Source organism: Paenalicyclobacillus cellulosilyticus, assembly GCF_014647315.1.
GTDB lineage: Bacteria > Bacillota > Bacilli > Alicyclobacillales > Alicyclobacillaceae > Alicyclobacillus_J > Alicyclobacillus_J cellulosilyticus.
Genome location: NZ_BMOY01000037.1, coordinates 1 through 26,877, shown reverse-complemented (window position 1 = coordinate 26,877; position 26,877 = coordinate 1). Strand labels below are relative to the sequence as shown.

27 protein-coding genes and 1 pseudogene are annotated in these 26,877 nt (G+C 59.4%); 23 read left to right on the top strand and 5 right to left on the bottom strand.

Features of this window, described 5'->3' with window-relative positions; translation table 11 throughout:
- Positions 1-550: response regulator (locus IEX97_RS10730; protein ID WP_188882965.1), on the bottom strand; the 550-nt coding region annotated here is incomplete at its 3' end.
- A gap of 132 nt (positions 551-682) precedes the next feature.
- Here IEX97_RS10730 and IEX97_RS10725 point away from each other — a divergent pair.
- Positions 683-1,642 carry an acetylxylan esterase gene (locus IEX97_RS10725; protein ID WP_188882964.1) on the top strand — a complete coding sequence of 320 codons (960 nt, stop codon included), beginning with the start codon at positions 683-685 and terminating at the stop codon, positions 1,640-1,642.
- 45 nt (positions 1,643-1,687) lie between these two features.
- Here the strand turns inward: IEX97_RS10725 and IEX97_RS10720 are convergent, their stop codons facing one another.
- From IEX97_RS10720 to IEX97_RS10705, 4 genes are all read right to left on the bottom strand, one after another.
- The gene (locus tag IEX97_RS10720; RefSeq protein ID WP_188882963.1) at positions 1,688-2,530 is read right to left on the bottom strand and encodes an SGNH/GDSL hydrolase family protein; all 843 of its coding nucleotides are present in this window, start codon (positions 2,528-2,530) and stop codon (positions 1,688-1,690) included.
- Between the two features lie 101 nt (positions 2,531-2,631).
- The gene (locus IEX97_RS10715; protein ID WP_188882961.1) at positions 2,632-3,492 is read right to left on the bottom strand and encodes an SGNH/GDSL hydrolase family protein; all 861 of its coding nucleotides are present in this window, start codon (positions 3,490-3,492) and stop codon (positions 2,632-2,634) included.
- Between the two features lie 6 nt (positions 3,493-3,498).
- Entirely contained in the window at positions 3,499-4,884 is a 1,386-nt protein-coding gene (locus IEX97_RS10710; RefSeq protein ID WP_188882959.1) for an MFS transporter, read from the bottom strand.
- A gap of 354 nt (positions 4,885-5,238) precedes the next feature.
- Complete coding sequence (locus IEX97_RS10705) at positions 5,239-5,853, bottom strand: sigma-70 family RNA polymerase sigma factor (RefSeq protein WP_188882956.1); 615 nt, start codon at positions 5,851-5,853, stop codon at positions 5,239-5,241.
- 448 nt (positions 5,854-6,301) lie between these two features.
- Here IEX97_RS10705 and IEX97_RS14005 point away from each other — a divergent pair, with 448 nt between their 5' ends.
- From IEX97_RS14005 to IEX97_RS10595, 22 genes and pseudogenes are all read left to right on the top strand, one after another.
- Positions 6,302-6,508 (top strand): flagellar biosynthesis anti-sigma factor FlgM, encoded by a 207-nt coding sequence (locus tag IEX97_RS14005; protein ID WP_188882955.1) that lies wholly within the window; start codon positions 6,302-6,304, stop codon positions 6,506-6,508.
- Positions 6,501-6,833, top strand: a complete 333-nt coding sequence (locus IEX97_RS10695) for a hypothetical protein (protein ID WP_188882954.1) — start codon at positions 6,501-6,503, stop codon at positions 6,831-6,833. The genes IEX97_RS14005 and IEX97_RS10695 overlap by 8 nt, the downstream gene beginning before the upstream one ends.
- Positions 6,834-6,881: 48 nt before the next feature.
- A complete protein-coding gene (gene flgK / locus IEX97_RS10690) occupies positions 6,882-8,309 on the top strand; it encodes a flagellar hook-associated protein FlgK (RefSeq protein ID WP_188882952.1) in 1,428 nt (475 codons plus the stop codon).
- A gap of 33 nt (positions 8,310-8,342) precedes the next feature.
- Positions 8,343-9,287 (top strand): flagellin N-terminal helical domain-containing protein, encoded by a 945-nt coding sequence (locus IEX97_RS10685; protein WP_188882950.1) that lies wholly within the window; start codon positions 8,343-8,345, stop codon positions 9,285-9,287.
- Between the two features lie 183 nt (positions 9,288-9,470).
- Complete coding sequence (locus IEX97_RS10680) at positions 9,471-10,352, top strand: flagellin N-terminal helical domain-containing protein (RefSeq protein ID WP_188882949.1); 882 nt, start codon at positions 9,471-9,473, stop codon at positions 10,350-10,352.
- A gap of 73 nt (positions 10,353-10,425) precedes the next feature.
- Positions 10,426-12,162 carry a flagellar filament capping protein FliD gene (gene fliD / locus IEX97_RS10675; RefSeq protein WP_188882948.1) on the top strand — a complete coding sequence of 579 codons (1,737 nt, stop codon included), beginning with the start codon at positions 10,426-10,428 and terminating at the stop codon, positions 12,160-12,162.
- A 21-nt stretch (positions 12,163-12,183) separates the two neighbouring features.
- A complete protein-coding gene (locus tag IEX97_RS10670; protein ID WP_188882947.1) occupies positions 12,184-14,091 on the top strand; it encodes a motility associated factor glycosyltransferase family protein in 1,908 nt (635 codons plus the stop codon).
- The gene (gene fliS / locus IEX97_RS10665) at positions 14,069-14,461 is read left to right on the top strand and encodes a flagellar export chaperone FliS (RefSeq protein WP_188882946.1); all 393 of its coding nucleotides are present in this window, start codon (positions 14,069-14,071) and stop codon (positions 14,459-14,461) included. Before IEX97_RS10670 ends, fliS begins: the two co-directional genes overlap by 23 nt.
- Positions 14,458-15,057: a hypothetical protein gene (locus tag IEX97_RS10660; RefSeq protein ID WP_188882945.1), complete on the top strand. Its 600-nt coding sequence runs from the start codon at positions 14,458-14,460 to the stop codon at positions 15,055-15,057. Before fliS ends, IEX97_RS10660 begins: the two co-directional genes overlap by 4 nt.
- A gap of 221 nt (positions 15,058-15,278) precedes the next feature.
- On the top strand, positions 15,279-16,382 hold the full coding sequence (locus IEX97_RS10655; RefSeq protein ID WP_229776814.1) for a motility associated factor glycosyltransferase family protein: 1,104 nt from the start codon (positions 15,279-15,281) through the stop codon (positions 16,380-16,382).
- Complete coding sequence (locus IEX97_RS10650) at positions 16,379-16,828, top strand: hypothetical protein (protein WP_188882943.1); 450 nt, start codon at positions 16,379-16,381, stop codon at positions 16,826-16,828. The genes IEX97_RS10655 and IEX97_RS10650 overlap by 4 nt, the downstream gene beginning before the upstream one ends.
- 205 nt (positions 16,829-17,033) lie before the next feature.
- Complete coding sequence (locus tag IEX97_RS10645) at positions 17,034-18,035, top strand: NAD-dependent 4,6-dehydratase LegB (RefSeq protein ID WP_188882942.1); 1,002 nt, start codon at positions 17,034-17,036, stop codon at positions 18,033-18,035.
- The gene (locus IEX97_RS10640) at positions 18,032-19,216 is read left to right on the top strand and encodes a LegC family aminotransferase (RefSeq protein WP_188882941.1); all 1,185 of its coding nucleotides are present in this window, start codon (positions 18,032-18,034) and stop codon (positions 19,214-19,216) included. Before IEX97_RS10645 ends, IEX97_RS10640 begins: the two co-directional genes overlap by 4 nt.
- Positions 19,217-19,244: 28 nt before the next feature.
- Complete coding sequence (gene neuC / locus IEX97_RS10635; RefSeq protein ID WP_308426205.1) at positions 19,245-20,390, top strand: UDP-N-acetylglucosamine 2-epimerase; 1,146 nt, start codon at positions 19,245-19,247, stop codon at positions 20,388-20,390.
- A gap of 9 nt (positions 20,391-20,399) precedes the next feature.
- The gene (gene neuB, locus IEX97_RS10630; RefSeq protein WP_308426204.1) at positions 20,400-21,509 is read left to right on the top strand and encodes an N-acetylneuraminate synthase; all 1,110 of its coding nucleotides are present in this window, start codon (positions 20,400-20,402) and stop codon (positions 21,507-21,509) included.
- Positions 21,509-22,144, top strand: a complete 636-nt coding sequence (locus tag IEX97_RS10625) for an acetyltransferase (protein WP_188882937.1) — start codon at positions 21,509-21,511, stop codon at positions 22,142-22,144. The genes neuB and IEX97_RS10625 overlap by 1 nt, the downstream gene beginning before the upstream one ends.
- Positions 22,141-23,190, top strand: coding sequence for a nucleotidyltransferase family protein (locus IEX97_RS10620; protein WP_188882935.1), 1,050 nt, complete (start codon positions 22,141-22,143; stop codon positions 23,188-23,190). Before IEX97_RS10625 ends, IEX97_RS10620 begins: the two co-directional genes overlap by 4 nt.
- Positions 23,187-23,639, top strand: a pseudogene (locus tag IEX97_RS10615) (acylneuraminate cytidylyltransferase family protein); the annotation flags it as partial. The gene IEX97_RS10620 and the pseudogene IEX97_RS10615, both read left to right, overlap by 4 nt.
- Before the next feature lie 304 nt (positions 23,640-23,943).
- A complete protein-coding gene (locus IEX97_RS10610) occupies positions 23,944-24,783 on the top strand; it encodes an amidohydrolase family protein (protein WP_188882933.1) in 840 nt (279 codons plus the stop codon).
- 77 nt (positions 24,784-24,860) lie between these two features.
- On the top strand, positions 24,861-26,099 hold the full coding sequence (locus IEX97_RS10605; protein WP_188882931.1) for a GNAT family N-acetyltransferase: 1,239 nt from the start codon (positions 24,861-24,863) through the stop codon (positions 26,097-26,099).
- Between the two features lie 44 nt (positions 26,100-26,143).
- Positions 26,144-26,683: a peptide-methionine (S)-S-oxide reductase MsrA gene (gene msrA / locus IEX97_RS10600; protein WP_188882930.1), complete on the top strand. Its 540-nt coding sequence runs from the start codon at positions 26,144-26,146 to the stop codon at positions 26,681-26,683.
- A gap of 20 nt (positions 26,684-26,703) precedes the next feature.
- Positions 26,704-26,877 (top strand): hypothetical protein, encoded by a 174-nt coding sequence (locus IEX97_RS10595; RefSeq protein WP_188882928.1) that lies wholly within the window; start codon positions 26,704-26,706, stop codon positions 26,875-26,877.

The window sequence follows — 26,877 nt, the reverse complement described above, 5'->3', positions numbered from 1 at the left end:
GTGCGGTCGCGGCATCCGCCGGCGCGCTGACCGCCCAAGCGGGCCGCTCCGGGGCCGGCCCGTGCGCTGCGGCCGCCGCAGTACCTGCGCCTTGGACGTTGGCCCGCGCCGCCATCCACAGTCGGCGGTGGAAGTCGGCGAGCACGGCGGGATCGCCCGCACCTTGGCCGTCCGCCGCGTGGCCGGCGCGGCGGACGCTCACCTGCGCGAGCACCTCCTGCTTGAGGAATACGTCCACCGCGCCGGCGCTCAAGGCGTCCAGCGTCGCGGCCGCCCCTTCCTGGGTCAGGGCGCTCAAGACGACCACCGGCAGCCGCCATTGCCGGATGATCTCGCGGATGGCGGCCACACCGCCCATGCCGGGCATCTCCAGGTCCATCGTGATGAGCTGTGGGCGAAGCCGCGGGATTTTCGCCAAGGCGTCTTCGCCGTTGCGCGCGGTCCCCACCACCTTGAACCGGGGATCGCGCTCAATCACGTCCGTGACCGCCCGCCGCATGAACGCAGAATCGTCCACCACAAGTACGGTGATCTGTTCCATCGTCGCCATCGTATCCATCCTTTTCATCATAGCAGAAAACGTGATCGTTTCTCCCAGGGAAAGGGCGGTGTTCGGTATAATAGGGGCGAAGTTTCCGGCTTTTCATCCCCGGCTTCGATGCCCAGGCAAGGAGTGAACCGTGTGCCGCTCATCGATCTCCCGTACGAACAACTCCTGACCTACACCGGGCGCAACCCGCGGCCGGCCGACTTTGACGCGTACTGGGACCGCGCCCTGGCGGAGATGCGCGCGGTCGACCCGCAGCTTGAACTCGTCCCCAGCTCGTTTCAGGTTCCGGGTTTTCAGTGCTTCGACATGTACTTCACCGGCGTGCGCGGCGCGCGCATCCACGCCAAATACGTGCGTCCGGAACGCGCGCCCGAGCCGCATCCCGCGGTCATCATGTTTCACGGCTATTCGATGGACGCCGGCGACTGGCTCGACAAGCTGGCGTACGCCGCCCTCGGCTTCTCCGTCGTCGCCATGGACTGCCGCGGCCAGGGCGGCCTGTCGGAAGACAAAGGCGGTGTCAAGGGCAACACCCTGCACGGCCACATCATCCGCGGCCTCGACGACCACCCGGACAACCTGTTGTTCCGCCACATTTTCCTCGATGCGGCACAGCTCGCCGGCATCGTGATGCATCTGCCCGAGGTCGATCCGGACCGCGTCGGCGTCACCGGTTGGTCGCAGGGCGGCGGTTTGACCCTCGCCTGCGCGGCGCTGGAGCCGCGCATCCGGCGGGCGGCCCCGGTCTACCCGTTCCTCTGCGACTATCGCCGTGTCTGGGAGATGGACTTGGCGCGCAACGCCTACGAGGAGCTGCGCCAGTACTTTCGTCACCACGATCCGCAGCACGAGCGGGAGGAAGAGGTGTTCTACCGCCTCGGTTACATCGATGTGCAACACCTCGCCCCGCGCATCCGGGCGGAGGTGATGATGGGCGTGGGGCTCATGGACGAGGTCTGCCCGCCTTCGACCCAGTTCGCGGCGTTCAACAAGATTCAAGCGCCGAAACGCCTCGAGGTGTTCCCGGACTTCGCGCACGAGAACCTGCCCGGCTTGCACGACAAGATCATCCAGTTCATGCTCGGGCTGTGAGCGGGTCCATGCCGTCCCGGCTCCCCGCCGTGCACCGCCGGGCGCTCACCGCCCGCCGGTTTTGCCTTGATTGGGCGCGCTGCGGATCGATGCCGGGACGGCCGCAGCGGTGCGGCCCCCTGCCGGCGCGGCCTGAAAGGTGATGGGGGAGGTGCCGAACGCCTGCACCAAGTCGTTGAACAACAGGTTTCCCGCCAGGGCGTGGCCGGTGCTGTTGGGATGCCAGTTGTCCCCGGCATACACGTCGATGGATTGGTGATGCTTCTGCAGGTAGTTGGCCATCTGCTGGTACAGGTCGAACAGAAAGACGTTGCGGCTGTGGAAACTGGCGGGGGCCTGAAACTCGCCGGCAATCATCCTGGTTTCCGCCGGCCCGTATGTGGTGAGGGATGCCCGCACCACGGGCGGCGAGACGACGAGCACGACCGCGTGCGCGGCGAGCGCGGTCTGGATCTCGGCTGCAACCGCTTTCGTGAAGTCGGCAAGCGGTGTCTTGGCGCTCAGGTCGTTGAGCAGCCCCCAGGAGATGACCACCACCTGCGGTTTGTCTTTCGCCAACCACTGGGCAAACTGGCCGGGTTGCTTTGCCGCCCATTGCGACGGGGAGCCGCCGGTGATGGTGCGGTCGAGGCAGGTGTACTGCACGCCGCTCAAGGCGGAGAGGGTGGCGAACGCCCGTTTGATGTACGAATCGTCGTGCGGGTCTTTCCAGCCGTGGGCCATCGATCCGCCGATGACCATCACCCGTTCTTGCGCCGGCGCGGCGGATGCCGGCGTGCTCTGGGGGACGGCGGGGTCGGTCGCGGCGGCCGCCTGCGGGACGGCAAAACCGGGCAACGCGGCCGTGAGCAAGAACGCGCTGGCGAACAAGGCGCGGCGAAGGCGCATGCGGTCGTCGAGCCTCCTTGGTCGTGTTGTTCACAATTTTAGCACGGCCAGGGCTGTGGCGGCCATGCGCCGCGGGCGAGGAGAACCGATGCCGCGCCTCGTCACGCGCCGCGGCCGGGATCGGACCGGTAGGCGATGGGTGAGGTGCCGAACGTCGCCACCAGGTCGTTGTACAACAGCTTCCCGGCCAGGGCGTGGCCCGCGCTGTTGGGGTGCCAGTTGTCACCGTAGTATTTCCAGAACGTCTCGTGGTGGGCCTGCATGTACCCCAGCATCTGGGCCCAGACGTCGAACGGGTAGACGTTGCGGTTGTGCAGGCTTCGCGCCATCGCGAACTCGCGGGCAATCATCCGCTGTTGCACTGCTTTGTCCACCGTCGCCGACGCCCGCACCACCGGCGGCGTCGCCAGGATGACCACCGCCTTCGCCGCCAGGGCTTGTTCGATTTCACTCCGAATGGCCGCGGTGAACGTGTTGAGCGGGGTCTTCTTGCTGATGTCGTCGAGCAATCCCCAGGAGATGACCACGACCTGCGGCCGGTCGTGCGCCAGCCACTGCGCCAAGGCGTTCGGACGCTGTTTCGCCAACTCGGCGGCCGTGCCGCCGACGATGGTCCGGTCCACCACCTGATACCTCGTGTTGGTACTGCCCGAAAGTTCGGCGAACGCCCGCTTGATGAACGAGTTGTCGTGCGGGTCCGCCCAGCCGTGTGCCATCGATCCGCCGACGACCATCACCGTCTCCTGCCGCAGCCGCGGCGAGAGGGCAAGTTCGTGCGGCAGGGTGGGCAGCGATGGCGGCTGCGCCAGCACAGGCAGGCGGCCGAGCGCCCAACCTGCCGCGGCGCCGGCGGCCGCCACAGCCAGGTGGGTCCACCAGAGGAACGGGCGCCGTGGCGCCGGGGGTGCGATGGACCGGGCCGGCCCTCTGGGCATGGCCTGTTGCGTGCGGTGCCGTCGCATCGGTCATCACGTCCTTTCCTGACGGGCCGGGACGCGCCAGCTCATCCAGAGAATGACGAGTCCGAGTGCGGCGAGGACCATCCCAAGGCGGTGCAGTTCGGCCGCAGAGAGGTGGTTGCCGAACAATACGCCAAGCAGCACCGTGGAGAGGATGGTCCCCGCGTAGCGGGCGGTCTGGAACAGGCCGCTCGCCTGGCCGATGACCGTCCGCGGTGTCACCCGGAACAGCGCGGTCTGCAAGCCCACGTTGTTGAACCCGTTGCTCACGCCGAGGATGCACAGGTTGAGGATGAGCCATGCGAGCTGCGTCGCCGGTTCCTCGGTCAGAAACAAGAGCGATCCCGCCGTCATGCACAAGGCGGCGAGCAACAGCGGCGGCCGCACGCCCTGCCGTTCAATCCACCGTCCGGCAAGCGGGGAGACCAGCACGCCGAAACCGGCGATGCACAGCATGAGCAACCCGGTCTCCCGGGCGTCGTACCCGCGCACCTCCTGCAGGTAGCTCGGTACGCCGAAGAACACGCTGTAGAAGATGATGTTGACCACCAAAAACTGCAGCAAGACCCAGGCCAACGGCCGGTTCTGCCGGAACAGGCGCGGGTCGAGGAACGGCTGCGCGGCACGGTGTTCCCGTCGGAAAAACAGGCCGAGGCAGACGGCGCCCAGTCCGCCCGCCCACCAAGCCGGGGTGCTGGTGAAGGAGAGCAGGAAGACGAGCGCGAACACCACGCCGAAGGCGAACCAGAACACGCCCGGCAGGTCGAGTTGGCGGATCGCCTCCCGCGCGGGTGTGCGGCGGCGCAGGTCGCGCGGCAGGATGAACGTCGCGAGCGCGAGGCCGGCGGCGAGAAACGGAAAGTTGATCCAGAAGATGGCGGGCCAGTCGCCCCAATGCAATACCAAGCCGCCGATGGACGGCCCGAAGGCCGCCGCGCCGGACGCGAACACGGACAAAAGCGCAAGCGCGCGCGCCTGCCCTTCCCCGACGTGATCGCGGATGATGCCCATGCCGGCCGGGTAGAGGGCGCTGGTGCCGGCCGCCTGGATGAGGCGCAGGACGATGAGCCAGGCGAACGTCGGGGCGAACGGAGCGCAGGCGCACGCGGCCGCCACCAGGATGAGGCCGGCGATGAACACCGCCTTGCGGCCGAAGGCGTCGGCGACCTTGCCGAGCAGCGGCTGCGCGATGGCGCTCGCCAGGTAGTACGTGGAGATGAGCCAGGACGCGGCGGTGAACGTCAGGTGAAACGCGTGCTCCAGGCGGGTGAGCGCCACCGAGATCATCGAAGAGTTGAGCGGATTGAGCAGGACGCCGAGGGCGATGGTGATAAGGAGAAGCGTTCGTTGCGGCTGGCCCTGAGGAGAGGGTTGCGCGTGCGGATTCTCGGCCATCCAGTTCAGTCCTCCTTCTGTGCAGTCGAAGCGATGCGGGGACATCTTTCAACATCATCTTGATTGTCTCTTTCCTCAAGATAGCGGAAACAAGGGTACTCGGGGGAATAGAGGCCAATGTTTGGAATTCGAGGAAAGACGAAATCAAAGACGAATGTATGCTCCGTTCGTTTGTTAAGGTGACCGGATTGCAACTCATCATGCGATTCGTTTCAGCACGAGGCCCGGCGGCGCGTATCGCCGGGCCATATCACAGTCCGAGATGTGAGGAAAGGCACACACGGCTTGAACTTTTCCATCATCTTCCTCGAACTTAAAAATTTGAAAAGCAAATTATTTATTTTAAAGAGAAATCTACCGCCGTTTGTTATTCTGTCGTTTTCTCATCAACGAACCCCTGAGACTTTTGATGGCGTTGTGATAAATGGTGCTCACTCGGCTGCGGGAGAGTTCCAGGACATCCGCTGTCTCAGCCAACGTCAATCCCTCGTTGAATACCAAGGCCAAAACCAGTTGCTCTTGTCGAGTGAGCTTCGCGATCGCGCGGTTGAGCTCGGCAATTTCGTCTGCCCGAACAGCCGCTTCTTCGGGCGATATCGTATGGTCGTCAATGATCCACTCGGTGCGCTCATCAGCTTCGAGGGATACCCATTGGGTACGGTATGCTTCGTGGGCCTGCTGTTTCAGTGCCAAACGCTGTGCACGCGTCAAAGGGTCTGATTTTCGTAATTCATCAAACATGGCACCGCGTACACGCATCTGGGCGTAAGCAGAAAACGGTACACCTTGGTCAGGATCGTAGTCGTGCATGGCCTTCCACAAGGCCTCATATCCAGCTGAACGCAGATCATCGGCGCCAACATAGGTTGGCAGGCGACGACAGATCTTTGCAGATATGCGATCGACCAGATTTCGGTGAGCGAGGAATAGAGACACACCTGCTTCTTGATCGCCGCGGCTGAACTTCAACCACAGCTCTCGTTCCTGCACGGGTGTTGAATCTGTACAGGCGGACCTTTCCTGTGTAGTCGAAACTCTGTCTGGTATCCTCTCCAAAGCTCGTCCTACCCCACGTAACCTGCTGTGAATTTTGACATCTTCGTGCTGTTTTCATGTTTTATGGTCAGGTTTATTATAGCAGTCCGTTCATAGGCTGGATCTTTCCGATTGGTCTATGAACCGAGAGATTGTGGCATATGATTCAGCGCATTGCTCAAAGTAAGCTAAGTTCTTCGTGCAGACGGCTCTTTCAAAACGGTGTAAACATGCTCATGAAAAAAAGAGAAATCGACACGTTTTTTTGCGGTTTAAGGATAAAACGAGACTTGTTATAGACAAACGGTCATTTTTGGTGAATTTCGAGGGTGAACAAATTCGGTGGTGCAGCCGAATAAATGGGCGAAAGGAGAAAGGGCAAATGGACGGGCCAAATTCCATCCAGCACATTCAATCTTCTGATGCAGTCGGGAGACTGCTGCGGCAACAGGGAACCGTAAACGCAGCGGAGCGGCAGAACCGGATTACGGAATTACGCCGTCAGATTCAAACGGGTGAGTACCAGATCGATCTTCGGGGGTTGTCAGAGCGGATATACAGCAGCGGAGTGTTGGAAAGAAATGAGTGACGCACTGAAACGCCTGGAAGCCGCATTTCAGAACATGCATGTTGCGCTTATGAACAACGATGTGGATGCGGTTCGTGAACTCACAAACGAGCAACATATAGCGCTGAGGGCGTTGCAGGAGGAACTGCGTGCACAACCTGGAAAGAAAGCGGAAATCCGGGAACGTCTTTTTGAGCTGCTTTCTCTGGCTGAAATGAATCAAAGGCTTCTCGAACAAGGTCTACGGGTCGCGCATGCATGTATTTTGGCGTTGTATGGTGTTCCAAACCGTCACGCTGATGGTCTATCGTTTGATGTCTCGTCTTTGGTTGAGTATTCGGTTTAGTTTCGCCAGTTAAGTGTGTGTCTAAACAACCTCCGGGGAGAGGGCAGTATGCCATCGACGTTTCTTCCGCTGCAAATCGGCCGTTCGGCTCTCGATGCCGCTATGCTCGGGGTTGAGACGGCGGGTCACAACATTGCGAACGCAGGCACACCGGGTTATTCACGTGAAATTGCAGATGTGGAGAGCGCAAACTCGCTCGTGGTGTTCACTGATCACGAAACGTACCTCGGCCAGGGCGTGAACGTCCGCGGGCAGTTGAGGGTTGACAATCCATACTTGGATGCCCAATTTCGAGGTAACAATGCTCAGGCGTCCTACTGGCAGGTTCAGAGTACAGAGATTCAGAACATCGCCCAGATTTTCAATGAACCGCAAGGAACGACGCTGCGGCAGGCTATCGATGGATTCTTCAACGCGTGGAACGAGCTTGGTCAAAATCCGAACGATAACGGTACGCGCGCGACCGTGATCGCGGCGGCTCAGAATTTGGTAGCTGCGTTTCACGCTGCTGCCAACCAACTCATCAACAATCAGAATCGGTATGAGAATGAGATCAGGGACAGTTTGGCGGAGATCCAAAGTATTGTGCAGAACATCGCCAGTTTGAATGTGCAGATTGAAAAGGCACAAGCGCAGGGTGATGCGCCGAATGACCTGTTGGATCAGCGTGATGCCCTTTTGGACAAGCTCTCCGGCTACGTGTCGTTCACGGTGACATACACACCGGACACGAGCGATCCAAATGTCGTGCATATGTCGCTCACGCTGAATGGAAGCGGGAACTTGACCTTCAACGGCAGCTCTTATCCATTAACGATTCTTAATGATGGGGTGGTCAATCCGCCTTTCGATGGATCGACGGTTCCGGATTGGAAGACGGCTTCTTGGAGCGACATTCAAACCAGTATTCAAGCATTGCAAGCGCAAAACGGATCGCTCGTCTCCTTGTATGACATGTATAACTACACAGGGCGTCAATTAACCGCGCTCGACAACCTTGCCACCAACGATCCGGGTGGCAACAGCATCGCGCAACTGGTGAACAATCTTCAAATGAATGGTTACGACCAGTCGGGTGCGCTCAGTGGTACACCTTTGTTCGTAGGGAGCGGTGCTGCGGGAATTCAAGTGAACATCAATCAAGGCTCCAAATTGGCCGCAGCCAGCCAAGCGGGCGCATCCACAGATGGCAGCAATGCCGAGGCGATCGCCGGACTCGTATCGAATGTGGATTCGATGTACACGGGCATCATCACAGCCATCGGTGATGATGGACAAACGGCGAATCAACAGAATCAAACGTTCTCCGCGCTCAATACCCAAATCAGCAACCTGCGCCAGTCGTTGAGCGGGGTCAACATCAACGAAGAGTTCACCCATCTGATTCAATACCAACAAACTTACAACGCGGCTGCGCAGTTCATCAGCGCGTTTAATCAGATGCTCCAGACGCTCATCGACGAGGTTCATGGCTGAAACGTGAGCATCAAGGGGAAGGGGGGATGAGCGATGCGTGTGACGACGTTCGGAGCAAACCAACAGTATCTCAGTGATCTTAACAGCATCATGCAAACCTATCAACAGCTTGAGCAGGAACTGTCGACGGGGCGCAAACTGAACCAGCCGTCTGACGATCCTGTCGCGTTCGACGCGGATATTCTCGCGCAGACTCAATTGGCCGAGTTGAGCCACTGGCAAAGCAATGCGAGCAAAGCGCTGGAGCAGATGCGGTCGACCGATGCCACGATGCAGTCGCTGCAAGATACACTCGGGAAAATCCGCACGCAACTTGTGGAAGTATTGAACGGCACCTTAAGGCAAAAGGATATCGCCGGCGTGACGAGTGTCGTGAAGCAGCTTGTGGCTGCCGTCGCGCAGAACGCCAACACGTCAGACGGCGAACAGTACGTGTTCGGCGGCATCCAGGGGAAAACGCAGTTGATATCCGTCCTTGGAACCGGCGCACTCCAGTGGGTGGGTGGCGCTTCGACAATCAATCAACAACTCAAGATTGGGCAGACAGAAACCATTGGGCTTGGTGTAGACGGAAATCAACTGTTCAATACAGCTCCGGCAGGAACGTCCAACAGCCTGATTGCTACCCTGAACAACATCATCAACCATCTGAACAGCGCGGCGACCGCAGGTAGTGCAGCCGCCATGCAGGCAGCATTGCAAAACGTGGGCAACGACCTAAACGATCTCGATGCCAACATCGACAACGTGACCGCCATGCGGGCAGATCTCGGTGGCCGCATGCAGCGGGTGCAAGCAGTACAGACGCAGCTTCAGCAAATCTCGAACGCCCTGACGGCCCAGAAGGGAAATGCCGAGGACGCCGACCTGGCGAAAGTCATTTCCCAGTTGGCGACGCAGCAAACCGTCTATCAGGCAGCGCTCGTTGCGGGACAAAGGCTGATCTTGCCGACGCTGGCAGACGTGATGAAGGCGTGAATGAAGCTCTTGCGCACGGTACACGCCAGACTGGGGCACGGCGAGTTGTTCTCGGTCTGAACCATGATAGGGGCGACACATGAATGTCCGTATCGATTTCTGTACATAAACAGCTGCCCATCGGTGCTACCAAGCGAAAGCTTGTAGCCATATAAACAAATCTTTGCAAGGAGGCAAGAGAACATGAGCTTCACCATCAACACAAATATTGCTGCAATGACCACTCTGTTCAGCCTCACCATCAACCAGAATGCCATGCAGAAGGCCGAACAGCAGTTGGCCTCTGGTTACAAAATCAACAGTGCAGCGGATGACGCCGCTGGTTTGGCCATTGCCACCAAGATGACTAACCAAATCACTGGTTTGACGCGCGCTACACAGAACGCGCAGGACGGTCTGTCCATGCTGCAGACGATGGAAGGCGGTATTTCTAGCATCCAGAACATGCTGGGCCGTATGCGCGACTTGGCACTCGAAGCAGCCAACGGTACGGCCACGACGTCGGATCGCGCCCAGATCTATCAGGAGTTGAGTCAGCTTCAGAAGGAAATCGACCGCACAGCTAAGTCTGTCGAGTTTAATACGCAAGTTCTTCTCACTGGCCTGGCCAAGAGCGGGATCGTATTCCAAGTGGGAGCCAATGCGGGTACAAATCAACAGATCACTTTGGTAGTTAACAATGCGAACTTGCAGACGAGCGCTGCTGGATTGAATCTATCGGCAGTGTTGAAAAACTTCAACCACTTAGTCAATAGCGGTAGCGGCACAATCGCGAGTCAAGTGGTTGTTGCTTTAAGCTTGGTAACCGCCCTCGACAAAGCCCTGTCCTCCGTGTCACTATTCCGCGCGAACGTAGGTGCGGTTGAAGACCGCCTCAACTTCGCGATCAGTAACTTGGGTGTGGAGAACAATAACCTGTCCACCGCGAAGTCGCGCATCATGGACACGGACATGGCAGCGACGATGACCCAGTTCACGAAGGAGCAGATCCTCGTCAACGCGGGTATTTCGATGCTGGCTCAAGCAAATCAGACGCCGGCCATGGTTCTCAAGCTCCTCGGTTAATCCCAATCGTGTTGCGGGGGCCGCTTCGGCGGCCCAGTCTGCGCTATAGAGCAATGAGTTGGAGGGGCGGGGCGTGTCACTCAACCTTGGCGGAATGCAGGTCGTATCGCTTTTGTCCGGAACCCTGGATTACTCGCAAATCGTGCAGCAATTGTACCAGGTGGCGCGGCAACCGGGTGACGCTTTGAACCAGACCATCCGGACGTTGCAACAAAAGAAGAACGACTGGTCCAACATCGCATCGCTGGCAAGCAAGCTGCAAGATGCTTTGGTGGCTCTTGCCGATTCAAGCACGTTCACTTCGTTTGCGACCACCGTCGGGGGGGAAGATACAAGCGCAATCACAGCCAGCGCGTCGACGGGTGCTGCGCCCGGCACCTACAACATCACGGTCAATCTCGGAAGCCCGGCCACGTTCACAAGCAGCGCTGGAATTGGGGCTGCTCCGACTCTGTCAACGCAGTTGTCCTCACCGGTGTTTTCCCAACCGGTGATAGCTGGCTACGTGACGGTCACGATTGGGACGACGTCAAAGACGATCTCGGTCAGTACAACAGATACAATTCAGGATGTGATCAACAACATCAACAGCGCCTTCGGCAGCACTGTCATTTCTGGGGCGGCCATCAATGGCAATCAACTCACCTTTACGAACAACAGCGGACAGGCGATCATCTTTGGCAGTGCCGGTGATACCAGCAACTTCTTTCAGGTCATCGGCCTGAACGGGGTTCAGGTGTCTGCTGGATCGAATGGTGCGAGCGGGCTGTTGGGCCATGTGCAGCTGACTACCTATTTGCAGTCGGCCAATTTTGCTATATCCGTGACTGAGAGAAATGGAGACATCAAAATCAACGGTGTGGACATCACTTATAACGCCCAGACGGACACCTTGCAAGCCGTGATCAATCGAATCAATTCGTCTGCCGCCGGGGTGACGGCGTCGTACAATCCGCTCACAGACACCATCACGCTCACTTCGAAGACTTCGCAGCCCATCACGGTCTCGGATGTGACGGGTAACTTGGCGGCTGCGCTGAACATCTCAGGAACCTCGCAAGCAGGTACTCCGTGGTCGTACACAATTAACGGGGTTAGCGGAACCAGTGCGGGTCCGACGGTGAACAATGTGATTCCAGGCGTTACATTCACCATTCAGTCGGCTGGCTCGTGCACGCTGACCGTCTCTCAAGATACGAGTACGCTGACCAAGAAGGTCCAGGATTTTGTCAATGCGTTCAACTCGCTGTACAATCAACTCCAAACCTACACACAGAAGGGTGGAGATTTGCAGGGCGACGCGGCGATGGCGCAGCTTGCGTTCAAGTACATGAATGACGTCTTGTCGAATGGGCTGCCTGGCGTGGCTCCGCAATATGCCAATCTGACCGTTCAAGCGATTGGGATCAACAACGGCGCCGTTGGTTCCGCGCCGGGGACGACCAATTCCCTCCAAGTCGACACGAACAAACTGGTTCAAGCGTTCCAAAACGATCCGAACGAAGTCCAGTTCCTGTTGACTGGAATGGCAACCAAATTAAACAATGATCTCGTCAACCTGACCGGTCAATTCAACAGTTTGACACCTATCACTTCTTCCAACATGAATTTGGTCGGGATTGCGCAGGCAGAGCAGAACATGTATTCGAAGATGATCAACGACACCTTGCAGCAACAGCAAACGATTTACGACCAGGCACAGGCCGAGGCTCAGCAGTTGATGTTCCAGTTCCAGCAACTGCAGCAGTTCCAGGCCCAGGCGGCCATGGAACTGGCGGCGTTGCGCGGCTTGTTCGCCACGACGGGTTGAGGCAAGAAGAAGGGTGTACAGATGGACGAGATATTACAACAGAACCTGGCGGTGCTATCGAAGCGGTTTCCGAAGGTCGCGGAACTCGTGCAGAACACTCCTTCATCCTCGGAGCGGAGAGTTGTATGGACCGAAAGTGGCACGTGCGTGTACCAGTATCTTCAGGACGGTCGATGGCGGAATTTGACAAGCCGGTACAGTCCGGTCCGTGAAGCCGAGCAGCAGTTGTCCAGCGTCTCATTGGGGAATGCAAAATTTGTCTTTCTGATTGGAGAAGCAGGCTTTTACCACGTCGAGGTTGCCTTGTCTCGTCTGCAGCCCGAGGCGCGGCTTCTGTTTTTGTCCAACCGTCCAGATTACTTGCGGGTGACGCTGGCTAATCGGGATCTAACCCATGTGTTGTCGGATGAACGGCTTGTTTTTGTTGTCTCTCCGGACGTAAGAGTCATTCAGCACGGAATCCAAATGATTGTTACAAGAGATCAGTACGACATCCCCCCTTTTGCATACTGGGCACATCCAGTAGAGGAAAGAGTGCAGAGCGAATTCGTGGTGGAAATGTGGTCGTTTCTGCACTATGTGTTAGATTCGGTGTTGGTTAATCTTCACACCACTCACTTCTTTGAGCGTTGGTGGGCTCGGAATTTCGTCTGTAACATCCCGGTGCTGCTTCAGGCAAAATCCGTTTCGGAGCTTGAGGGCAGTTGGCGGGATCGACCGGTAGTCATTGTAGGTGCTGGACCGTCGTTGAACAAGAACATCGATGTATTGCCCTGCTTCCACGACCGAGCGCTGATCTTTTGCGTGGACACCGCGTACCGTGCTCTTGAGCGTCGGGGGATTGACCCCCATCTCGTCGTGACTTTGGATGGCAGTCCGATGAATGCGGAATTGATGAGGGGGTGTGAATACAGCCACGTTCCCCTTTTGATTGACGCCTACTCCCACTTTGAGATTTCGCAAAACCACAAAGGGGCAAAGCTTCTTTCTTTCGGTGCCAGTGCCCACCAACATTGGTGGCGGATGATTGCACCGGAAGCATCGCAGACAAACCAGTTGTCCGTCGGTGGCTCCGTGGCTACGGCGGCCTTCAGCCTCGCAAGGCTTATCGGTGCAGATCCCGTCATCTGCGTAGGTTTGGACCTGTCTTATCCCGAGGGGAAGTGCTACGCTGAAGGCACACTGCACGACCAGCGGAACGTCGACGACTTGCGTGCAGATCGCGAACTGTATGAGGTGGAAGACATCTACGGTAACAAGGTGTATACTACCCGCGATTATTTGTTCTATCTGCGGTGGTTCGAGCGCCAAGTAAAGGCGCGGGATCGCACGTACGTGAACGCCACCGAAGGAGGTGCTCTGAAAGAGGGCTGGGAGATCATGACGCTGGCTGAGGCGTTGGGGAAGTACGCCAGATCGCCAGCTCCGACGCGGGAGTGGGTAAATTCCATCACTTCCCGAATCCCTGCTCTGGATACGGTGGCCCGTGTGTACCGGAATTTGAAGCGCTCCCGGCGCCAACTTCGCGCAGTGCGCAGGTACCTTGCAGCGATGAGCACAGCGTTGTCGTCCTACATCGGAAGCTTACAATCTACGGAAACAGGGGATCCCGCCACATTGGAGCGCGTGCACAAGGCGCAGCGGAACCTGCACCGGCTTCCTTTGGCCTTGGCATTCCTGGATGCCATCTCGTTTAACACGGTCTATGTGGACATCAAACTGTCCGACACGGTGTCCAAGGACGTGTCAGACAAAGAGGATAGAGAACAAAAAATTATCTGGGCGAACAAAAGTTTGATGCTCTTTAACCAGTTGCGCGAACTAGCGGAGGAATCGATCGACATTCACGATCAAGGGATTCGCATTTACGAGGAGGAATTCCGCGAATACCTCAAGGAGGTATACCATGAACCCGCTCCAAGTCTATAAGCAGGCCGGCGTGAATACTGCGTCGAAAGAGCACTTGGTCGTCATGCTGTACGACGGGCTGTTGCGCTTCCTCGCGGAGGCGAAAGCGGCGATTGACGAAAAGAGGATAGAGGCGGCACACAAAGCGCTCATCCGCGCCCAGGATATCGTGCTTGAGTTGCAACGCACGCTGGATCACGCCAAGGCTCCTCAACTGGCGGAGAACCTGGACGCGTTGTACTCCTTCTTTTTTAAACAGCTGGTCGAAGCCAACCGCAAGAAGTCCCGGGCCGAAATTGAAAGCATTGAGCCTTTGATTCAGGAGTTGCGCGACGCGTTCGCACAAGCAGAACGTCAATTGGCTGCGGAGAGGCAGGGACGGAACCTGTGATCATATGGGTGGATGGTCAAAAGGTTGAGGGCGTTCAGACGGTATCGCAAGTGATCGATGAAATTTACGGGGAGAACCGCTTTGTCCGGAAGGTGGTGGTCAACGGGGTGGAGCAGACCGTCGCAGACGCCACTTCGGTCGCAACGGACGACATCCAGGTCGTGGAGATCACCACCTGCACGCTTGACGAATTGATTGAAGACACGGTGGCCACTGCGGCGGAGGTCATCCCGCGACTCTACCAGTTGCTTCGGAGCGCGGCGGAGGCTTTGCGGATCGGTGATGTGGCCGAAGGATCGAGCCGGTTTGCGGATGCCGTTCCTCTCCTGCAATGGAACCAGACAGCCTTGATGCAGTTGGCTGGCTTGCGGCCCGGGGAGCAATCTTTCGTTCATGAACTGAGCAGCGAGGGAGAACGGATCATTCAAGCGCTGACGCAAGCGTGGGAGAACGAGGATTACGTGACGGTTGCGGACGTGGTGGAGTATGAACTGCTGCCTTGGTTGGCCAAGTGGATGGCAGGCGTCGATGCCTTTCAGTCTCAGATGCGGTTGGAACACCTGAAACGCGCCGTAGGGCATCCGCCACTGCAGTGAACTTCCGAGACGGCATGGAAGAGGGAACGGTTTTGATGGACGCCGTGCGGCTTATTGTGGGAAAGGCGGGACACTGGACGGTTCGCGTGGAGTCGGACCGGGTTCTGTATTTGCACAGCCAATACGATCCGTACGCGGAAGCTCGCCGGATCGTCGCGTCATGGGGCGAACCGAAGGGAGAAGGTGTGGTCATCTTTGGCCTTGGGCTGGGGTACCATGTCTTGGAATACCTGCAACAGTATCCTTCTTGTACGCGAATCGACGTCCTGGAGCCCCGCGCCCAGTTGATCGAGTGGGCGCGGCAGGTGACACCAGAAATCTTTACCGACCCGCGCGTTGTGGTTCACTGTGTGGGAGGCGACGCCACCGTAAAACGATTGACCGAGGTGACGGCAGAGCAAATTTTGTTGCATCCGCCTACCGTGGAGTCCCTCCCTCCAATGCCGCTCAAGGCGTTGCTTCAAGAGATTCACGTGATTCGAGGCTCCGAACAAAGGTACCGGGAACAGCTTCAAATCAATTTGAAGCAGAATGCCTCGCGAATTCATACCGGGAATGTTCTACGCGGCCAGTGGGGCAAATTCGCCGGGAGACCAGGCGTGCTCGTCGCCGCTGGGCCATCGCTCTCACTTGCGACGAATATCCTGCGGACCTTAGTGGATCGGAAAGCCATCGTGTTGTGCGTCAACCGGGTGCTGGCCTATCTGCTCAGCCAAGGGATACGTCCAACAGGATGCGTCATAACCGAAAGCAGCGACAGGGCGAAGGAATACTGGGAATCCCTCAGACCCGGCGTTGCTTGTCCGCCGTTGTACGCGCTGCCCACCGTGTCGCCGGCTGCACTTGCCAACTACTCCAGCGACATCGTGTTTGTCTTACAGAAAGGGCTTGCTGGGACAGAACAATTGGCGCGGACTCTCGGGGCCGATTTGCTTGAGACGGGCGGATCGGTTTCCACCCTCGCGCTCTCGCTGCTCCATTACTTCGGGTGCGATCCCATTCTCTTTGTGGGCCTCGATCTCGCCTACGTGGATGGGCGCACGCACGTGGGATTGGGAGCTGCGCGCACCACTGAGGCGAGTTACACGCTCCACGTTCCGGCGGTTGACGGGGGAACCGTACGATCCACCATCAGTTGGCAGAGCTTTCGGCGTTGGATAGAGGGGTTCATTGCCTCTCATCCGGACAGGACGTATATCAACGCCTCGCGAGGTGCCCACATCGAAGGGACGCGGGCGTTGTCGCACCTTCAATTCGAAAAGCAACTCGAAGACTGGTTAAACACGCGCTGCGGCGGAGAGGCTGCGGCGGGTATCCCAACATGAACGAGAACCTGAAGGACAAATTGGAGTCGATTTACACAAACCTCATGGCCTTGGTGGATACGGTACACCGTCAGATCGCCGAGCTGCAGGCGGGCACAGGGAATGACGACGTGTTGCAGAAGACGTTTGCCGAACGACAGAACCGCGTCGCGGCGATTGTGGAAGCGTGGAGCGGCGTGGCCGAGCGGTTGCAACACGAACCTCGCACGGAAGAACTGGAAGGATGGATGCAAAAAATCCAGATTGGCGTCCGCTTGTTCTCAGAATTGAACGAGCGGCTCATGGAAGAGTTGAATCACGAGGCTCAGCGGACGATGGAGAAGTTGGCGGACCGTCAACAGAAGGTAAAGGGGATTACCAGGTACGCGGACACTGCCCAGATGACGGACTTGGCGACGCACTATCTCCGTACGAACCCGTCGCGGTGGTGGGATCACCGGACGTAGGACGATTCATCGGGATGATTCAACGCTTGCCTCGCTGACCAGAGGGAACCCACATGCTCTGGGATTGCCGGATGTTGCTGATGTCCGCATCCCCATGCTTGGCAGGGAATCCGTACCACGTGTCGAAAGCGTAGGTTAAGGTTCAAGGCATCTGTATCGTGCGACGAAGACAACTTCCACGTGATGTAGGTGGGATGGACAAGCTGTGGGGAAAAAGGTGCTCGTGACCGGGGCTGACGGTTTCATTGGGTCTCATTTGGCAGAGGAGCTTGTTCGTCGCGGCTGCGACGTGCGAGCTTTTGTCTTCTACAATTCTTTCAACTCATGGGGCTGGCTCGATGAATCGCCTCCGGAGATTCGCAAGGAACTGGAGATTTTCGCCGGGGATGTGCGCGATCCGCACGGCGTACGCCAGGCGGTTCAGGGGTGCGACGTCGTGTTTCATCTCGCGGCTTTGATTTCCATCCCGTATTCCTACCACTCTCCCGACACGTACGTCGATACCAACGTGAAGGGTACGCTGAACGTGGTTCAAGCCGCGCGAGACTATGGGGCTACGCGGGTGATCCACACCTCCACCAGCGAGGTGTACGGCACGGCCAAGTTCGTCCCGATCACGGAAGACCACCCGCTGCAAGGGCAGTCCCCGTACGCGGCGAGCAAGATCGGCGCTGACCAGATGGCCATGTCGTTTTACCGCTCCTTCGGCACGCCGGTCACCATTGTCCGCCCGTTCAACACCTACGGGCCGCGGCAGTCGGCGCGCGCGGTGATTCCTTCCATTATTACGCAGATCGCTGCCGGGAAGCGGAGCCTTCGCCTCGGATCGCTCCATCCAACCCGCGACTTCAACTATGTGAAGGACACCGTGCGCGGATTCATCGCGGCCGCGGAGTCGGAGGCGGCCGTGGGTGAGGTGTTCAATATCGGCAGCAACTTTGAGATTTCCATCGGCGATACTGTGTCGTTGATTGCGGAGATCATGGGGGTTGAGGTCAAAGTCGACACCGATGAGCAGCGCGTCCGGCCGGTGAAAAGCGAGGTCGAACGCCTCTGGGCCGACAACACCAAGGCCCGCCAGGTGCTTGGGTGGGAGCCGGAATACGCGGGCAGGGACGGTTTTCGCCGCGGGTTGGCCGAGACGGTCGACTGGTTTACTCATCCTGAAAACCTCAGGCGTTACAAGGCGGAGTTGTACAACATATGAGCGCATTCTCCTTGTCTGCGGTGATCGACGCCATCCGCTCCTGCTTGCCGGAAACCACGGGGCCCGTCGCGTTGCACGAACCCCGGTTTGACGACAGGGATCGCGAGTATGTGAACGAATGCCTGGATACCGGCTGGGTGTCTTCCGCCGGGCCGTTCGTGGACCGCTTCGAGCGGATGCTGGCGGACATCACGGGCGTCCGGCGAGCCGTGGCGGTCGTCAACGGCACGTCCGCCCTCCACGTGGCCCTGCAGTTGGTCGGCGTCCGTCCCGGGGACGAAGTGGTGGTGCCTGCGCTGACCTTCATCGCGACGGCCAACGCCGTGGCGTACTGCGGCGCGATCCCGCTGTTTGCTGACAGCGACGAGCGAACGCTGGGGCTCGATCCGCACAAGCTGGCTGTGTTCTTGCGCAACCGCGCAGAGGTGCGCACGGACGGCTGTTACAACCGCGATACGGGTCGCCCGATTCGCGCGGTCGTCCCGATGCACACCTTTGGCCACCCGGTGGACATGGATGCGTTGCTGGCGGTGTGCGAGGAGTTCCGGCTGGCCGTGGTCGAGGACGCCGCGGAGTCGCTGGGATCGCTCTACAAGGGCAGGCACACCGGCGGCATCGGCCGCGTGGGCGTGCTCAGTTTCAACGGCAACAAGATTGTGACCACCGGCGGCGGCGGGGCCATCCTCACGCAGGACGAGGAACTGGGTGAACGGGCGAAGCACCTGACCACGACCGCGAAGCGGCCGCATCCGTGGGAGTACGTGCACGATGAAATTGGATACAATTACCGCCTGCCCAATCTGAACGCAGCCCTCGGTTGTGCCCAGCTCCATCGGTTGCCGATACTGGTCGAACAAAAGCGAAGGTTGGCGGAGCGATACGCAAACGCCTTTGCGGAGGTTCCAGGGGTGCGCTTCTTCCGCGAACCGCCTTTTGCGCGCAGCAACTATTGGCTGAACGCGATCCTGCTCGACGAGGAGCATGCCCAGTGGCGTGATCGCTTGCTGGCGGAAACCCTCCGCTTGGGCATCCTGACCCGGCCGGTTTGGCGGCTGCTCAGTTCTCTGCCCATGTACCGCCACTGCCCGCGCATGGACCTCTCTGTCGCCGAGAGCATCGAGCGCCGCTTGATCAACTTGCCGAGCAGCCCGTGGCTGGCGGGTGATGAGCGTGCCAGCTAGGAGCAAGCCAGCTAAGAGAAAAATCTGCGTGGTCACCGGGTCGCGGGCTGACTACGGCTTGTTGTATTGGCTGCTGCGGGACATTCAGAGCGACCCCGATTTGCACCTGCAACTGGTGGTGACGGGGATGCACCTGTCCCCGGAGTTCGGCAGCACCTATGAGGTGATCGAGGCGGACGGCTTCCACATCGACGAGAAGGTGGAGATGCTCCTTTCGAGCGACACCCCGGTCGGCATGGCGAAGTCGGTCGGGCTTGGCGTCATCGGTTTTGCCGACGCCTTTGCCCGGTTGCAACCGGACGTCGTGGTGCTGCTCGGCGATCGCTTCGAGGCGCTCGCGGCGTCTGAGGCCGCGTTGATGTGCCGCATTCCCATCGCCCACATTCATGGCGGAGAGTCTTCCGAAGGTGCGGTCGACGAGGCCATCCGGCATTGCATCACCAAGATGGCGCATTTACATTTTGTGGCAGCCGAGCCGTTCCGTAGGCGGGTCATCCAATTGGGGGAGGATCCCGCGCGGGTCTTTCTCGTCGGGGCCCCGGGTCTCGATCACGTCTATCGCCAACGTCTCTTGAGCCGCGAGGAACTGGAGCAGGCGCTCGGGTGGCGCCTGGGTTCGCCCACCTTCCTGGTGACGTATCATCCCGTGACGCTCGGCGACGAAGACCCTGTTGCGGCGGTCTCCGCCCTGCTTGCTGCCCTGGAGCGATTTCCGGACGCGCGCGTCCTCATGACGAAACCCAATGCGGACGCCGGAGGCCGGGCCATCATCCGCCAGCTTGAAGAATATGCGGCACAAGCGGGCGATCGCGTGTTGTTGACCGTCTCCCTGGGTCAAATCCGGTACCTGAGTGCACTGCGGCACTGCGACGTCGTACTGGGCAACTCGTCCAGCGGCCTCATTGAAGCGCCCGCGTTTCAGAAGCCGACGGTCAACATCGGCATCCGTCAAGCCGGCCGGCTGCGCGCGCCGTCCGTCATCGACTGCGAACCGGACACGGACGCCATCGTCGCGGCCATCAAGCAGGCACTGTGTCCTTCGTTCCGCAGCCGATTGGCGGAAATCACGTCTCCGTACGGAGACGGCAAGGCGTCGCCGCGGATCAAGGAGCGTTTGAAGTCGGAACCGCTGGATCGGTTGCTCGTGAAGCGTTTTTACGATTGGCCCGGCTGACAATCCGCGGTGACCGATGCATCGGGCAGGAGGGGGAAGGGCATGGGCCGAACTTTTATCATTGCAGAGGCTGGCGTCAACCACAACGGATCGTTGGACTTAGCTCTGAGGTTGGTCGACGCGGCGGCTTCTGCGGGAGTGGATGCTGTCAAGTTCCAGACTTTCCGAGCCGACAGGTTGGTCACACGGACGGTGCCCACAGCAGCCTATCAACAGCAGTCTGGAAGCGCGGGACGCACGCAGTTTGAACTGCTTCATCGACTGGAACTCAGTGAAGCGGAACACCGAGTGATCGCGGCCCGTTGCCGTGAGCGCAACGTTCAGTTTCTCTCCACGCCGTTTGATGAGCAAAGCCTGGACTTTCTGGCTGGCAAGCTGAAGGTGCCTGCCTTGAAAATCTCTTCCGGAGACTTGACCAATGCGCCGCTCCTGCTCCGGGCCGCTATGACGGGCTTGCCCATCTACCTGTCCACAGGGATGAGCACGCTGGGGGAAATTGAGCAGGCCCTCATGGTGTTGGCGTTCGGTTACTTGCACGGGCGCACGGCTTTGCCGACCGCGTCTGCGCTCCGCCAGGCGTACGCGTCCGAAGAAGGCCAATCGCTTCTCCGTGAGCGTGTGGTGCTTCTGCATTGTACGACGGAATATCCCTGCCCTTACGACGAGGTGAATCTCCGCGCGATGCGGACGCTGAACGAGACCTTTGGGTTGCCGGTTGGCATTTCGGATCACACCGAGGGCATCGTGGTCCCCATCGCTGCGGTGGCGATGGGAGCCTCCGTGATTGAGAAGCACTTCACCCTGGACCGCAACCTTCCTGGCCCAGATCACCGCGCCTCCATCGAACCGGAGGAACTGGTTCAGATGGTGCGCACGATTCGCCAGACGGAGCAAGCCCTGGGACGCGGTCTGAAATTTCCCACGCCGTCTGAGGCAAAGAACCGGGAGGTTGTCCGGAAAGGGCTCGTCACCACGCGCCCCGTGCGGCGCGGTGAGCGTTTCACGACTGATAACCTGGCGATCAAGCGCGGCGGCGGCGCTGAACCGATTCTGTACTGGGATTTTCTTGGCCGGGTTGCCGAACGAGATTATGAGGCGGACGAGCCGGTGACAAGTTGATGAAACCGATCATCGTCCTCGGCGGTGGCGGGCATGCTCGGGTTCTGTTGGAAGCCCTGTGTGCGGCTGGTGTCTCTGTGTTGGGTTTTACGGTCGCGGAACCGGACACCGGGCCTTCGCACATCGGTGGTGTCCCGTGCCTCGGGACGGATGAGGTGTTGGCGCACTACTTGCCAAGCGAGATCGAGCTGGTCAACGGTGTGGGAGGAGCTGGCGACACGGCGGCACGCATACGTGTATACAAGCGTTTTGTGGATCTCGGGTTCCAGTTTGCCACGGTGATTCATCCGTCCGCTGTGGTGGCTAGCTCCGTGGAGATCGGTCGCGGAGTCCAAGTGATGGCAGGAGCGGTCGTTCAGCCAGGGGCACGAATAGGGGACAACGCCATTGTGAACACGCGGGCATCGGTGGATCACGATTGCGACGTGGGGCCGCATGCGCACATCGCGCCGGGCGTCACGTTGTGTGGTGGCGTGCGCGTTGGTCTGGGTAGCCATATCGGAGCAGGGGCGACGGTGATTCAGAACGTGTGTATTGGCCAATGGTGTCTGGTAGGAGCAGGCGCGTTAGTCCTGAGAGACGTGCCGGACGGGCGCAAGGTCTATGGCGTACCGGCAAAGGAGGTGGACGCATGAAGGCGTGGCAGCGCGTTCTTGTACGGCCGGACACGGCCATCTTAGATGTTATTGGAATCATCGATGAAGGGGCACTCCAGATTGCACTTGTCGTGGACGAGATCGGACGCCTGCTTGGGACGGTTACGGACGGTGATGTGCGTCGCGGCCTGCTCCGAGGCGTGGGTCTCGACCAACCAGTCAGTGAAATCATGAATGATCGGCCCACTTCTGCTCGCTTGAACGACTCGCGGGAAGCCGTGCTTGCTATCATGAAACTGAAGCGGTTGCACCATATTCCCATCTTGGACGACGACGGGCGGGTCGTGGGTATTGAAGTCTTGGACGACATCTTGCAGTTGAATCTTCGCGAAAACTGGGTGGTCATCATGGCCGGGGGACTTGGTACGCGCTTGCGGCCACTCACTGATGAGTGCCCGAAGCCGTTGCTGCGTGTGGGCAGCAAGCCTTTGCTGGAGACCATCCTCGACAGTTTCATTGAGTATGGCTTTCGCCGTTTTTTCCTCACGGTGAACTACAAGGCCGAAATGATCAAGTCCTATTTTGGCGACGGTTCCAGATGGGGAGTGGAGATCGAATACATTCACGAATCGCGCCGGATGGGTACGGCTGGCGCTCTGTCCTTGCTTCCCGAAAAACCGGAACGTCCCATCCTCGTCATGAACGGCGACTTGCTCACGAAGGTCAATTTCAAGCAGTTGTTGGATTTTCATCTGCAGAACCAGGCTCAGGCCACGATGTGCGTGCGCGAGTATAGTTATCAAATTCCATATGGGGTCGTGGAAGTGGATCGACAGCGGTTGATACACATTGAAGAAAAGCCGGTGCAAAGCTGTCTGGTGAGCGCGGGTATCTATGTCCTCAATCCGGAAGTTTTGGACTTGGTTCCCCGTGACTCGTATTACGATATGCCGGAGTTGTTTTCAAAGTTATTGTCTTTGCAGTGTGAGATCACCGCGTTTCCGATCCGGGAATACTGGTTGGACATTGGTCGTATGGAAGATTACGAGCGTGCGAACGGCGAGTTTGCGGAGGTCTTCCGATGATTGCGGGAGAGAAGGTCTTGGCTGTCGTTCCGGCACGGGGGGGTTCCAAAGGGATACCCCGTAAGAACATCCGTAATTTACGGGGCAAACCCCTCATCGCATGGACACTCGAAGCGGCGGAGAATTCCAAGTTTATCGACCGATGCGTGGTTTCCACTGAAGATCCGGAAATTGCAGCAGTCGCTCAATCTTGCGGAGCCGATGTCCCATTTTTACGTCCAAATGAGCTTGCCGAGGACAATACTCCAGGAATAGAACCCGTACTGCACGCGATTCAGCAACTGCCAGGATATCGATGGATAGTGGTATTGCAGCCTACTTCCCCGTTGAGGACCGCCGAAGACATCGATGGGTGTGTTCGGCTTTGCATCGAGCGCGGGGGTCCGGCGTGTGTTAGTGTCACGGCTGTCAAGCAGCATCCTGCTTGGATGTTTACGCTGAGGGAGGGACGTCTGCAACCGTTGTTGGCAGATGGAGACACTGCTACACGGCGTCAAGATTTGCCTCCTCTGTGGACGCTCAATGGTGCGGTGTACGTAGCGGACGTAAAGTGGTTACTCATGTCCCGCACGTTTCTGACACGAGATACCATCGCGTATCCGATGCCCGAGGAGCGATCCGTGGACATCGACGACGAGTTGGATTGGTTCTTGGCGGAGGCATTGCTGCAGCAAAAATAGGCGGAATTCACTCGGCTTTTCGATTGCACCTGCTGCATGCGAACAGGACGGTGGAAAGGGGATAAACGCCGCCATGATCATCGACGCGCACCAACACTTCTGGCGCATCGACCGCGGCGACTACGGGTGGTTGACGCCCGCTTCGCCGCTGTACCGGGATTTTTTGCCGCCCGACCTCGCACCCTGGCTCGCGCAGACCGGCGTGGATCGCACGGTGGTCGTGCAGGCGGCGCCCACCGTGGCGGAGACCGAGTATCTTTTGGCGCTGGCGGAGGAGACGCCGTTCGTCGCCGGCGTGGTCGGCTGGCTCGACCTCGAGGATTCCGCCATGCCAAAGACCTACGAACGCTTGCGCAGGCATCCCAAATTTGTCGGTGTGCGCCCGATGCTCCAGGACCTGCCCGATCCCGCCTGGGTCCTGCGTCCCAAGGTGTTGGACCACCTCCGCCTCCTCGCGCGAGACGACTTTCCGGTCGATCTGCTCATCTACCCTCTTCATCTGCCGTACATCTTGCGCCTCCTCGACGCGGTACCTGACCTGCGCGCGGTCATCGACCATCTGGCCAAACCGCCCATCCGGACCGGGGAGCTGGACCCGTGGCGCGAACAGATGACCCAGGTGGCGGCTTGCCCGAACGTGTGGTGCAAGCTGTCCGGCATGGTGACCGAGGCGGACCACCGGTCCTGGCAACCGGCCGACATCGAACCGTACGCCGCGCATGTTCTGTCCGTCTTTGGACCTTTGCGGGTGATGTTCGGCAGCGATTGGCCGGTGTGCACCTTGGCGGCGGACTACATGCAGGTGTACCATCTGGCCGTCGGCCTGCTGCCGGCAGCGTGGGGCGCGGCGGAGCGGGCTGCCGTCATGGGTGGCAACGCTGCGACGTTTTACCGCTTGCCGCACGCGTCATAGCGCCTCTCCATCCGTCCCGTGCCCCTTCGGCGTGCCATGCAGCGTTCAAGAACGGCCGAGGAAAGGACGTGGTTGCCGTGTCCGAGATCATGTCCGAGTTCGAAAGCGGGCGGGCCGAGCACGGGGCGCGCGAACAGATTCGCACCCTGCGCCCGGAGGACGTGGACCAGCACTTGGCCCTCAGCCAGTTTGCCTTCCAGTACGAGCTGTCTCCGGAAGAGCTGGCCGAGCGGCGGGCGCGCATCCGTCCCGAAGATGTGCTGGCCTGTTACGTCGACGGACAATTGGCCGCACAACTGACCATCTTGCCGCTCACCGTGTATCTCGCCGGACAGACGTTTGCGACGGGCGGGATCGCCGGGGTGGCGACCTGGCCGGAGCACCGGCGCGGCGGCAAGGTGGCGCGCTTGTTGCGCACCGCGCTCGTCCGCATGCGCGACGCGGGGCAGTCCGTCTCGATGCTCGCCCCGTTTTCATTCGCCTTCTACCGGCGCTACGGCTGGGAGCACTGCATCGACCGCAAGCAGTACACCATTGATCGCGCCCTTTGGCCTCCGGTCTCCCGCCCTGCGGGCCGCTTTGTGCGGACCGAGCGGTGGCAAGACGTGGCTCCGGTCTATGAGGCTTTTGCCCGCCGCTACGCAGGCATGCTCTCCCGTTCGGACGAATGGTGGGAGACGCGCGTGCGGACCCAGAAGCCGGGTATCATCGCCGTCTACTACGATGAACGAGGCGAAGCGCGCGGCTATCTCATCTATCGGGTGCGTCAGCAGGAGATGACCATCCACGAGTGGGTGGCGCTCGATGACACCGCACGCCAGGCGCTGTGGTACTTCGTCCGCCAACACGACTCCATGGCGGCCAAGGCCACCCTGGTGGCTCCTGTGGACGATCCGCTGCCGTTTCTACTTCCGGAACCCCGCATCGAGCAGCAGGTCATCCCGTATTTCATGGCCCGCATCGTCGACGTGGCCGCAATGTTGCGCCAGTACCCGTTTCCGCCCATGAATGTACCGCTCCACGTCCGCATCACCGATCCCGATGCCCCTTGGAACGAAGGGCTGTTCACGGTACACCCGGGGGTGGAAGACCCCGCGCGCCGGGTGACGCATACGCCGGTGGCCGCGGACGATGCGGCCGCTGTGCCGGAAGACCATATCGCCTGCGACATCCAGGCCTTCACCGCCATGATGTTCGGCTACCTGCGGCCTGGCCAACTCGCCGCGGCCGGGCGGATCGGCGGATCGCCCGCGGCTTTGATGAACTGGGATCAGGCGGTGTTGCGCCAGACGCCTTTCCTGTATGATTTTTTCTAAGGTCATGGCATGCCTGCGTCACTCCCGGGGGAAGGTGAGGAAGGATGGCGGAAGCCAGAGACCAGACATACGAATTGGCGACGTTCGCGGGTGGCTGCTTCTGGTGCATGGTCAAGCCGTTTGACCAGTGGCCGGGCGTCATCCGCGTCGTCTCCGGATACACCGGCGGACACAAGGAGAACCCGACGTACGAAGAGGTGTGTTCCGGCACGACCGGGCACGTCGAGGCGGTGCAAATCACGTTCAATCCGTCCGTCATCCCGTACGAAAAGCTGCTCGAGGTGTTCTGGCGGCAAATTGATCCCACCGATCCGGACGGCCAGTTTGTCGATCGCGGCCCGTCGTACCGCACGGCCATCTTCTATCATACCGAGGCGCAGCGCCTGGCGGCCGAGGCTTCGAAGCAGGCCCTGGCGGCGAGCGGCCGCTTCGACAAGCCCATCGTGACGCCCATCCTGCCCGCGGGACCCTTCTACCCGGCGGAGGCGTACCATCAGGATTTTTATAAGAAGAACCCGGAGCACTATCACGCGTATCGCGCCGCTTCCGGCCGCGACGAATTCATTCGGAAGCATTGGGGTTGACCGCCTGAGGGGGGACGAGCGTGACGGAACAGCATGGACGCAACCTGCACCCGGCGCAACCGGATGCGCTCGGCCCGCACCTGGCCGATTCCGAGGAAGACATCCTGTTTCATCGCGTCATCGAGCTCAAGTTTGACACCACCCTTGATGTGACGCGGGTTTGTAGGCCCAAGTTTGTACCACACGCACTTTAG

Coding starts and splice junctions, on each gene's coding strand:
- IEX97_RS10720 (WP_188882963.1), bottom strand. CDS start 2,530: ATGCGCCTTCGCCGCGCCTTGTTCGCCAGCGCGTTCTTGCTCACGGCC.
- IEX97_RS10715 (WP_188882961.1), bottom strand. CDS start 3,492: ATGCGACGGCACCGCACGCAACAGGCCATGCCCAGAGGGCCGGCCCGG.
- IEX97_RS10710 (WP_188882959.1), bottom strand. CDS start 4,884: ATGGCCGAGAATCCGCACGCGCAACCCTCTCCTCAGGGCCAGCCGCAA.
- IEX97_RS14005 (WP_188882955.1), top strand. CDS start 6,302: ATGGACGGGCCAAATTCCATCCAGCACATTCAATCTTCTGATGCAGTC.
- IEX97_RS10695 (WP_188882954.1), top strand. CDS start 6,501: ATGAGTGACGCACTGAAACGCCTGGAAGCCGCATTTCAGAACATGCAT.
- flgK (WP_188882952.1), top strand. CDS start 6,882: ATGCCATCGACGTTTCTTCCGCTGCAAATCGGCCGTTCGGCTCTCGAT.
- IEX97_RS10685 (WP_188882950.1), top strand. CDS start 8,343: ATGCGTGTGACGACGTTCGGAGCAAACCAACAGTATCTCAGTGATCTT.
- IEX97_RS10680 (WP_188882949.1), top strand. CDS start 9,471: ATGAGCTTCACCATCAACACAAATATTGCTGCAATGACCACTCTGTTC.
- IEX97_RS10670 (WP_188882947.1), top strand. CDS start 12,184: ATGGACGAGATATTACAACAGAACCTGGCGGTGCTATCGAAGCGGTTT.
- fliS (WP_188882946.1), top strand. CDS start 14,069: ATGAACCCGCTCCAAGTCTATAAGCAGGCCGGCGTGAATACTGCGTCG.
- IEX97_RS10650 (WP_188882943.1), top strand. CDS start 16,379: ATGAACGAGAACCTGAAGGACAAATTGGAGTCGATTTACACAAACCTC.
- IEX97_RS10640 (WP_188882941.1), top strand. CDS start 18,032: ATGAGCGCATTCTCCTTGTCTGCGGTGATCGACGCCATCCGCTCCTGC.
- IEX97_RS10625 (WP_188882937.1), top strand. CDS start 21,509: ATGAAACCGATCATCGTCCTCGGCGGTGGCGGGCATGCTCGGGTTCTG.
- IEX97_RS10620 (WP_188882935.1), top strand. CDS start 22,141: ATGAAGGCGTGGCAGCGCGTTCTTGTACGGCCGGACACGGCCATCTTA.
- IEX97_RS10610 (WP_188882933.1), top strand. CDS start 23,944: ATGATCATCGACGCGCACCAACACTTCTGGCGCATCGACCGCGGCGAC.
- msrA (WP_188882930.1), top strand. CDS start 26,144: ATGGCGGAAGCCAGAGACCAGACATACGAATTGGCGACGTTCGCGGGT.